The organism is Acidimicrobiales bacterium, assembly GCA_036399815.1.
Classification (GTDB): domain Bacteria; phylum Actinomycetota; class Acidimicrobiia; order Acidimicrobiales; family DASWMK01; genus DASWMK01.
The window spans coordinates 1-7,074 of the sequence record DASWMK010000264.1 but is presented as its reverse complement, the minus strand read 5'-3'; the positions used below and the strand labels follow the sequence as shown (position 1 = coordinate 7,074).

Genomic DNA, 7,074 nt, shown 5'->3' with positions numbered 1-7,074 from the left:
GGCGGCGCCCGGTGGACGACCGTGCTGGTCCACTACGTCGACGAGGGCTTCCCCGGTCCGCTCGCCTGAGGCGTCAGGGGCGGGCGGCGCCCGGCGCCGGGGCCGGCGCGGTGACGACCCGGCCGGTCCGCTCGCCGCCGGTCATCCCCTCGGTGCCCCGCCACTCGGCGGCCATCATGAACAGGGTGCGGCCGTCGTCGCCGCCGAGCGCGCAGGCGAAGCAGCTGCGGTCGAGTTCGACGGCGCCGAGCACCTCGCCGCCCTCGGCCACCCGCAGGCAGCGCAGCATCGCCGCGCACCACACGGCGCCCTCGGCGTCCAGGCAGATGCCGTCCGGGTAGCCGTCCACCTCGGCCCACACCCGCCGGTTGGACAGGCCGCCGTCGCCGCCGATGTCGAACGCGGTGAGCCGCCTGGCGTAGGACTCGGCGACGATCAGGGTGCCGCCGTCCGGGGTGACGGCCATGCCGTTCGGGAACTCCAGGCCGTCGGCGACCTGGCGCACGGTGCCGTCCGGGGTGACGAGGGCGACGATCCCCGGTCGCGGCGCCTCCCCGGCCATGAGGTCGAAGCCGATGCTGTTCACGTAGGCGTTGCCCCGGCCGTCGACGACCACCTCGTTCCACGGCCGGTCGACGAGCGGGGCGAGGTCGGCGTGGGTGACGAGCGAGCCGTCCGGCTCCCGGCGCACCAGCCGGCGCCCGTCGCCGTTGGTGACGACCAGCAGGCGGCCGTCCGGGAGCCAGTCGAAGCAGAACGGCAGCCCCGGCACCTCCATGACGGTCTCCCGGGTGCCGTCGAGGCGGGCGGCGACGATCTCGTGGGCCAGCCAGTCCGAGAACCACAGGCGCCCGTCGTGCCAGCGGGGCGACTCGCCGAGGGCCAGGCCCTCGAGCAGGACCTCGGGCATCACGGGTCGAGGCGCTCGTCGAGCCGGACGGTGACGACGTCGCCCTCGTGCTTGGCGATGGCCCTGCGGAGGTCGGCCCGGATCGGCAGCTTGTGGGTGCCGTCGCCGAGGGCCATGAACGAGCTGCGGAACGGGTGGCCGTCGACCGTCCCCCGCACCTTCACGAGGCCGCGGGTGCCGAAGAACTCGGCCGACCCCGGCATCACCACGTAGGTCCACCCGCCCTTGCTCGGGCTCTTCCGCAGGGTCGCCGTGAACTCCTTGTCCAGGCTGGCCATCGGGGCCTCCTCTCGTCGTCCGGTGGCTGGTGGACGGGCCGGTGGGCCGGAACTCATCGCGCCGCCGTGGCGGCCACGTGGTCGGCGGCGGCCAGCATCTCCCGGCCGACGGGCTGGAGGTCGACGGCGGTGCACAGCAGCCCGGTCGACACCCGCTCGACCACGCCCCACTCCCACACGGCCGTGGCGTCGAGGCCGCAGCGGGCCGCCAGGCGGCGGGCCCGCTCGTGCGGGTCGCCGGCGAGGAGCTCGACGGGGTCCTCCCGCATCACGATGCCGAGGTCGTACTCGGCCTCGGCCAGCAGCCCGTCCGGGTCGACCAGCCGGAACCGGCCTCCGCCGGCCGAGAGCGCGTTCCACTGGTGGACGTCGCCGTGGACGAGCACGGCCCGCTCGTCGTCGTGGGCGGCCGCCCGCCGGGCGGCGCAGGCGACGGCGTGCTCGACGGCCCGGACCGAGCACGGGCGGCCCAGCTCGTCCCACGCAACGGCGACCTGCGCGGCCAGCCGGCGGGCCTTGTCCGCGCCGGTCGGCAGGCCGCAGCCGGGCGCCGGCCGCCAGACGCGCGCCGCGGTCGCGCACAGCACCTCGTGGCGCTCCCGGATCGGGAGGCGGAGGTCGTGCAGGGACGGGCCGAGCCGCTCGAGCAGGAGCGCGCCCCGGTCGAGGTCGTCGCGGAGGAGGCGGGCGCAGCCGTCGCCCCCGCAGAGGCGCAGGACGGTGGCCTCGTGGCCGGCGGCGTCGTGGTCGCGGGGGACGAGCAGCTTGAGCACGGCCGGCGTGCCGTCGGCCAGCACGGCCTCGGCCACGAACGCCTCCGTGGCATCGGCGAACGCCGGCCCGACGGCGATCCGCCACTCGGCCGCGAGGTCGGCGACGAGCGCGGGCAGCGCCGCCAGCCACCCCGACGCCCCGGCCTGCACGGCCTTGTTCCGCACCACGGCCGGCACGTCCACGGCCCCGGGCCGGGTCACGACGCGGTCTGCCGCTCCAGCGCCGCGGCGTACGCGCCGGCCACGCCGAGGCAGAACTGGACGAGCGGGTCGACCGTTTCCGGCCTCAGCCAGCCGGGGGTCGTCCTCGCCAGCTGCTCGGTGCCGGTGAAGCCGAACAGCGCGTCGGCGTAGGCGCGGAACTCACCGGTCACGAGCGGGTCGATGGGGATCCCGCTGTTCATCCCGGCGTACGACGCGAACGGCACCATCACCCGCCCGTCGGAGTAGACGGCGACGACGGTCCTAACGCCGCTCCTCGCCGGGCCCTTGGCCTCGAGCACGACGTGGTTGGGGCCGAGCCGCTTGCGATGGCCGGCGTCCAGCCACCGATCGAGGACGTCCTTCGCCGCCTCGAGCGAGGACGGCGACGTGAACTGCGCCCAGAAGTCGTCGAGCGAGCGCAGGCCGGCCTCCGACTGCTTCACCTGCTCGACCCTCGCGGTGAAGTTGTTCGGCGCCACGACGGCGGTGAACAGCGGCGCCCACGGACTGTCGTCGATGCGGACGGCCCTCGCCTCTACGAGCCACACGGCGATCCCCCGCTCCTGGTCGAGCTCGGCGAGCTCGTTGAGGTACTGGGCGACGGCACGGAACTCGTCGCGGTGCTGCTCCGCGACGACGACCAGGCCGCGAGCCCGCCGCGCCACGGCGTAGGCGAGGCCGCGGGTGAGGTGGTCGTGGTCCGCGGTCCCGTACTGGTTCTCGATGACGAACTCCGACCCGTCGGCGTCGTGGGCGACGACGTCGATCCGTCGCCCGCCCGTGGTCGGCACCTCGGATGCGCCGACGGACGCGAGGTCGACGCCGATGACGGAGCCGATCGCGTCGAGCTGTTCGGCGAGCAGGGGCGTGAAGTCCGCCGCCTCGCCCTTCCACGCCTCCCTGAGCCGTCCGAACACGAGCCTCGCCATCGTCGCCACGTCCCGGGTCTACACCGGGAGGCGGCCCGGCGCTCAGACGGCGTCGGCGGCGCGGTGGAGCTCGGCGATGTCGATCTTGCGCATGCCGAGCATGGCCTGGAAGGCCCGCTGGGCGCGCTCCTCGTCGGGGTCGGTGACGAGGTCGAGGAGGGCGGCCGGCACGATCTGCCACGACAGGCCGAAGCGGTCCTTCAGCCACCCGCACATGCTCTCCACGCCGCCGTCGGACAGCAGCGACCAGAACCGGTCGACCTCCTCCTGGGAGTCGCAGCGGACCTGGAACGAGACGGCCTCGCTGAAGGTGAACTCGGGGCCGCCGTTCAGGGCGACGAACTCGTGCCCGGCCAGCTGGAACCGCACGGTCATCACCGTGCCCTCGGGGCCGGGGCCGACCTTGCCGTAGCGGGTCACCTCGACGATCCGGGAGTCCTCGAAGATGCCGGTGTAGAAGGTCGCCGCCTCCTCGGCCCTGGTGTCGAACCACAGGCACGGGGTGATCCTGCCGATCGTCGCCATCGCGCTCGTCCTCTCGTCGTCGTCGCACCGCATCCGACGGACCGGGCCGGCCCGGCTCATCGGCCGGCCCGGAGCGATCAGCCGAGGATGCGGACGAACACGTCCGAGCGGTGGTCGGGGCCGCCGGGCACGAGGTCCCAGGCCAGCGAGCGGAAGGCGACGCGGCGGCCGTCCTCGCTGATCGACGCCCGGGAGCTGAGCCCGCTCGGGTCGCCGCCGAAGCGGTCGACGCTGACCCTGGTCGTCGTGCCGGCGGCGACGTCCCGGACGAACACGTCGTAGACGCCGTTGCCGTCGCCGGCCACCAGGTCCGAGGCCTCCGAGTAGAAGGCCACGTAGCGGCCGTCGCCGCTGGTGGACGGGTTGCGACTGGTCTGGTCGGGGTCGCCGCCGGCGACGTCGACGCTCACCCTGGTGGTGACGCCGGCGACCAGGTCCCGCACGAAGACGTCCTCGTGCAGGCCGTCGTCGCCCCCGGCCACGAGGTCGGTGGCCGCGGAGCCGAAGGCGACGTGGCGGCCGTCGGCGCTGATGGACGGCTGGTAGCTGAGCCCGTTCGGATCGCCGCCGGTCCCGTCGACGCTCACCCGCGTGGTGGTGCCGGCGACGAGGTCGCGGACGTACACGTCGAGCAGGTCGTTGTCGTCGCCGGGCACGAGGTCGCCGGCCTCGGAGTGGAAGGCCACGAGGCGCCCGTCGGCGCTGAGGCGGGGCCACTCGCTCTCGCCGTCGGCGTCGTCGCCGGCCGCGTCGACGCTGGCCCGCACGGTCGTGCCGGTGGCCAGGTCGCGGACGAAGACGTCCTCGAGGCCGTTGTCGTCGCCGGCCACGAGGTCCGTCGCCTCGGACTCGAAGGCGACGTAGCGGCCGTCGGCGCTGATCGAGGGGTAGTAGCTGTCGCCGTCGGCGTCGCCGCCGGCGAGGTCGACGGTGACCCGGGTGGTGACGCCGGCGACCATGTCCCGGACGAACACGTCCTCCAGGCCGTTGCCGTCGCCGGCCACGAGGTCCGAGGCGTCCGACTCGAACGCCACGTACCGGCCACTCCAGCTCATGGACGACAGCACGCTCGGGCCGTCGGCGTCGCCGCCGGCGAGGTCGACGCTGACCCGGCGGGTGGTGCCGGTGACGAGGTCACGGGCGAACACGTCGTAGTGGCGGTTGCCGTCGTCGGGCACGAGGTCCGACGCGCTCGACTGGAACGACACGTGGCGGCCGTTCGGGCTGATCGACGGGTAGTGGCTGCCGCCGTCCGGATCGCCGCCGCCGGTGTCCACGCTGACCTGGACCGTGGCCGGCGCGGCGGCCGCGCCACCGGCGACGCCCGTGGTGCCGGCGACCGCCAGCGCCGCTGCCAGCAGTGCCACCAGACGCCGTCCGTGGACGACCCGAGCTCGTACGGTCATGACCGACCCCCCGCCTCAGTCCCCCGGGCGAGGGTAGCCCCCCGACCCCGCCGCCGCTGGTGGTCCCACCGAGCCGCGGTCACAACCGCCCCGGCCGCCCTGTCCAACCAGGCATGCGCAGCGACACGAGCACGGTCGGCATCGCCGCCCCGCCGGCGGCCGTCCACGCCTTCCTCGCCGACCCGGAGCACCTGCCCCGCTGGGCCATCGGCTTCGCCAAGGCCGTCCGCCGGGAACCGGCCGGGTGGGTCGTCACCACCGCCCAGGGGGACGTGCCCGTCGCCGTCGAGGCGGACGAGGCCGCCGGTACGGTGGACTTCCACATGCGCCCCGCCCCCGGCGTCGAGGCCGTCGCCTACGTGCGGGTCGTGCCCAACGGCGACGGCAGCGAGGTCGTGTTCACCCAGTTCCAGCAGCCGGGCACGCCCGACGAGGTGTTCGACCAGCTCGTCGCGGCCGTCGGCCACGAGCTCGTCGCGCTCAGGGCGCTGATGGAGGTCGAGTGCCCGCTGTAGAGGACGCCGAGCTGCGGCGGCTGGCGTTCGCGGCCGGCGCGGGCGACCGCGACGCGCTGGCCGCCGTCGCCCGCCACGTGCAGGACGACGTGTACCGGCTGGCGCTGCGGATGCTGTGGCACCCGGAGGACGCGGCCGACGCGGCCCAGGAGGCGATGGTCCGCATCGTCACCCGCATCGGCTCCTACCGGGGCGAGGCCGCCTTCCGCACGTGGGCCTACCGGGTGGCGGCCAACCACCTGACGAACTGGCGGGAGAGCCGGGTCGAGCGGGAGCGGTTCGACTTCCGGCGCTTCGCCGAGGACCTGCACGAGGGGCTGGCCGAGCCCGAGGGCGACGGCCCCGGCGACCGCCTCCTCGCCGAGGAGGTGAAGCTCGGCTGCACGCTCGGGATGCTGCTGTGCCTCGACCGCGAGCACCGCCTGGCCTACGTGCTGACCGACGTGTTCGGCCTCCGCAGCGCCGACGCCGCCTACGTCTGCGCCACCACGCCGGCCGCCCTCCGCAAGCGGGCCAGCCGGGCCAGGGCCCGCCTCCAGGCGTTCGTGGCCGAGCACTGCGGGCTGGTCGAGCGGAGCGCGGCCTGCCGGTGCGACCGGCGGGTGGCGACGGCCGTCCGCATCGGCCGCGTCGACCGGGCCCGCCCGGCCTTCGCGGTGCACCACGAGGCCACCGCCGCCGTCGGCGAGATGGACCGGCTCCACGACCTCGCCTCGCTCATGCGCAGCCACCCCGACTACCGGGCGCCCGGCGCGGTGGTCGAGGCCGTCGGCGACCTCGTCGCCTCCGGCCGCTACCGCGTGCTCGGCTGACCGACCGGCGTGTCGAGGGCGGCGAGGTGGCGGGCGGCGCGGTCGTCGCCGTCGGGGCGGACGGCCCAGGCCGCCCGCGTCACCTTCGACAGCAGCTTGTGCGACCGGTACCAGGCCAGCACGGCGGGGTCGACCGGTCGCCCGGCGGCCTCGTAGCCGGCGCACAGCGCGCCCTCGAGGTCGGCCAGCGGCACCGTGAGCCGGCGCTCGGAGCGCAGCTCGGCGACGAACGTGGCCAGGTCGAGCTCGGGCTCGCCCATGGCGAAGCGGTCGAAGTCGACGAGCCCCAGGCGGTCGCCGTCGAGCAGCCACTGGTGGACGTGGGGCGCGCCGTGCACCGGGACCGACCGCTCCGGCGGCAGGGCGCCGGCGGCCGCGGCCAGCGCGGCGAGGCGGGCCCGCAGCTCGCCGGCCAGCGGGGGCAGGGCCCGGGCCGCCCGCTCGACGGCCCGGCCCGTCCTCGCCAGCTGGTCGGCCCGGCCGGCACGGGCGACGGGGGCGACCGGCGCCCGGCCGAGGCGGCCGAGGGCCTCGCCCAGGCGGTGGGCGACCGCGGGTGCGCCGGGCCCGAGCACGAGCGGCTCGACCGGGCGCCCGGGCACCTCGTGGTGCCAGACGGCGCCGGTCGCCTGGTCGTGGCGGTCCGGCCGGGCGACGGCGAACCCGAGCGCGCCGGCGCCGCCCGCCCGCCACAGCTCGACCGACCCGGCCCACACGGCGGC

The 7,074-nt window shown here is 75.7% G+C and carries 9 protein-coding genes; 2 read left to right on the top strand and 7 right to left on the bottom strand.

Features of this window, described 5'->3' with window-relative positions; all coding sequences use genetic code 11:
- Positions 1-73 precede the first annotated feature (73 nt).
- The 6 genes from VGB14_20065 to VGB14_20040 form a co-directional block, all read right to left on the bottom strand.
- On the bottom strand, positions 74-910 hold the full coding sequence (locus VGB14_20065) for an SMP-30/gluconolactonase/LRE family protein (protein ID HEX9995228.1): 837 nt from the start codon (positions 908-910) through the stop codon (positions 74-76).
- Positions 910-1,188, bottom strand: a complete 279-nt coding sequence (locus VGB14_20060) for a DUF1905 domain-containing protein (protein ID HEX9995227.1) — start codon at positions 1,186-1,188, stop codon at positions 910-912. The genes VGB14_20065 and VGB14_20060 overlap by 1 nt, the downstream gene beginning before the upstream one ends.
- 53 nt (positions 1,189-1,241) lie before the next feature.
- Complete coding sequence (locus VGB14_20055) at positions 1,242-2,162, bottom strand: aminoglycoside phosphotransferase family protein (GenBank protein HEX9995226.1); 921 nt, start codon at positions 2,160-2,162, stop codon at positions 1,242-1,244.
- Complete coding sequence (locus tag VGB14_20050) at positions 2,159-3,082, bottom strand: hypothetical protein (GenBank protein ID HEX9995225.1); 924 nt, start codon at positions 3,080-3,082, stop codon at positions 2,159-2,161. Before VGB14_20050 ends, VGB14_20055 begins: the two co-directional genes overlap by 4 nt.
- Positions 3,083-3,136: 54 nt before the next feature.
- A complete protein-coding gene (locus tag VGB14_20045) occupies positions 3,137-3,619 on the bottom strand; it encodes a VOC family protein (GenBank protein ID HEX9995224.1) in 483 nt (160 codons plus the stop codon).
- A 77-nt stretch (positions 3,620-3,696) separates the two neighbouring features.
- Entirely contained in the window at positions 3,697-4,986 is a 1,290-nt protein-coding gene (locus VGB14_20040) for a hypothetical protein (GenBank protein HEX9995223.1), read from the bottom strand.
- Positions 4,987-5,138: 152 nt separating this feature from the next.
- Here VGB14_20040 and VGB14_20035 point away from each other — a divergent pair, with 152 nt between their 5' ends.
- Positions 5,139-5,540: an SRPBCC family protein gene (locus tag VGB14_20035; protein HEX9995222.1), complete on the top strand. Its 402-nt coding sequence runs from the start codon at positions 5,139-5,141 to the stop codon at positions 5,538-5,540.
- Complete coding sequence (locus VGB14_20030) at positions 5,528-6,352, top strand: sigma-70 family RNA polymerase sigma factor (GenBank protein HEX9995221.1); 825 nt, start codon at positions 5,528-5,530, stop codon at positions 6,350-6,352. Before VGB14_20035 ends, VGB14_20030 begins: the two co-directional genes overlap by 13 nt.
- Here VGB14_20030 and VGB14_20025 read toward each other — a convergent pair.
- A partial coding sequence (locus VGB14_20025; protein HEX9995220.1) for a phosphotransferase occupies positions 6,334-7,074 on the bottom strand: 741 nt, incomplete at its 5' end. The two genes, VGB14_20030 and VGB14_20025, sit on opposite strands and share 19 nt — an antisense overlap.

Excerpts from the sequence above, each read along its gene's own strand:
- VGB14_20065 (HEX9995228.1), bottom strand. The coding sequence starts at position 910 with ATGCCCGAGGTCCTGCTCGAGGGCCTGGCCCTCGGCGAGTCGCCCCGC.
- VGB14_20060 (HEX9995227.1), bottom strand. The coding sequence starts at position 1,188 with ATGGCCAGCCTGGACAAGGAGTTCACGGCGACCCTGCGGAAGAGCCCG.
- VGB14_20045 (HEX9995224.1), bottom strand. The coding sequence starts at position 3,619 with ATGGCGACGATCGGCAGGATCACCCCGTGCCTGTGGTTCGACACCAGG.
- VGB14_20035 (HEX9995222.1), top strand. The coding sequence starts at position 5,139 with ATGCGCAGCGACACGAGCACGGTCGGCATCGCCGCCCCGCCGGCGGCC.